Source organism: Pseudooceanicola sediminis (assembly GCF_003575965.1).
Taxonomy (GTDB): Bacteria; Pseudomonadota; Alphaproteobacteria; order Rhodobacterales; family Rhodobacteraceae; genus Pseudooceanicola; species Pseudooceanicola sediminis.
Genome location: NZ_QWJJ01000046.1, coordinates 1 through 1,275, shown reverse-complemented (window position 1 = coordinate 1,275; position 1,275 = coordinate 1). Strand labels below are relative to the sequence as shown.

At 60.9% G+C, this 1,275-nt stretch carries 1 pseudogene; it reads right to left on the bottom strand.

Annotation, left to right across the window (positions count from 1 at the left end):
* Positions 1–18: 18 nt before the first annotated feature.
* A pseudogene (locus DL237_RS20395) lies at positions 19–1,208 on the bottom strand (IS3 family transposase).
* Positions 1,209–1,275: the final 67 nt, after the last annotated feature.

Below are 1,275 nucleotides of genomic sequence, written 5' to 3'. Positions count from 1 at the left end.
TGACGTTGCCCCCAACTTTTATCCAGCGTGAGCGAGACTCCGGGTTTGAGTTTTGCCGATTTGGGCGGGTTGGGCAACGGGGGCTGGCGCGGAGCGTTGCGGATTGCGCAGCGTCAGGTCTCGTTGCGGGGCGAAGGTCTGGGCAAACTCGGCTGGGGTCTGCCAGCCGAGGCGGGAGTGGGGCCGTTCGGTGTTATAGTCCTTGCGCCAGGCGGCCAGCGTCACGCGGGCATGGTGCAACGACGGGAACAGGGTCTCGTTCAGCAGCTCATCGCGCAGGCGGCCGTTGAAGCTTTCGATGAAGGCATTCTGGGTCGGCTTGCCGGGCGCGATGTAGTGCCAGTCAAACTTGCGATCATCCACGAACTTCAGGATCGCGTTCGAGGTGAACTCAGTTCCGTTATCGCTGACAATCGTTTGGGGCTTGCCGCGGGCATCGAACAGCGTTGCCAGTTCACGCGCCACCCTTGCGCCTGAGAGCGAAGTATCCGCGATCAGGGCCAGGCATTCGCGCGTGCAGTCATCGACCACGGTCATGATCCTGAACCGACGGCCATCCGTCAGCTGATCGGACACGAAGTCCAACGACCAGCGCTGGTTCGGCATCAGCGGCAGCACCATCGGGGCCCGCGTGCCGATGGCCCGCTTGCGCCCGCCCCGGCGCCGCACATGCAGCTGCTCTTCGCGGTAGATGCGGAACAGGCGTTTGTGGTTCACCTCATGACCCTCGCGCCGCAAAAACACATGCAGCCGCCGGTAGCCGAACCGGCAGCGCACCTTGGCCAGTTCTTTCAGCCGCTCCCGCAACACGGGATCATCCTGTCGGACAGCCTCGTAGCGCATGGTCATCCTGCAACAGCCGATCACCCGGCACGCCCGCCGTTCGCTCATCCCGTGCCCCGCCACAAGATGCGCTACCGCTTGCCGCTTCGCGGCGGGCGTCACCATTTTTTTCCAAGTAGGTCTTTCAGAGAAGAATTGTCCAACATGGCATCGGCGAGGAGCTTTTTCAGCTTACCGTTCTCGTCCTCGAGCACCTTCAGCCGCTTCGCCTCGCTGACATCCATGCCGCCATACTTGGCTTTCTATTTATAAACAGTTGCATTGCTGACACCGTGCTTACGGCACAGATCGGCCACGGGAATCCCGGACTCGTGCTCCTTCAAAATGCCGATAATCTGGTCTTCGGTAAATCTGCTGCGTTTCATCTCTGGTCCTTTCGGTGGGGCCAGAGTCTATCTCAAACTGGATTAGCTCCTGGAGGCAACGTCAGCG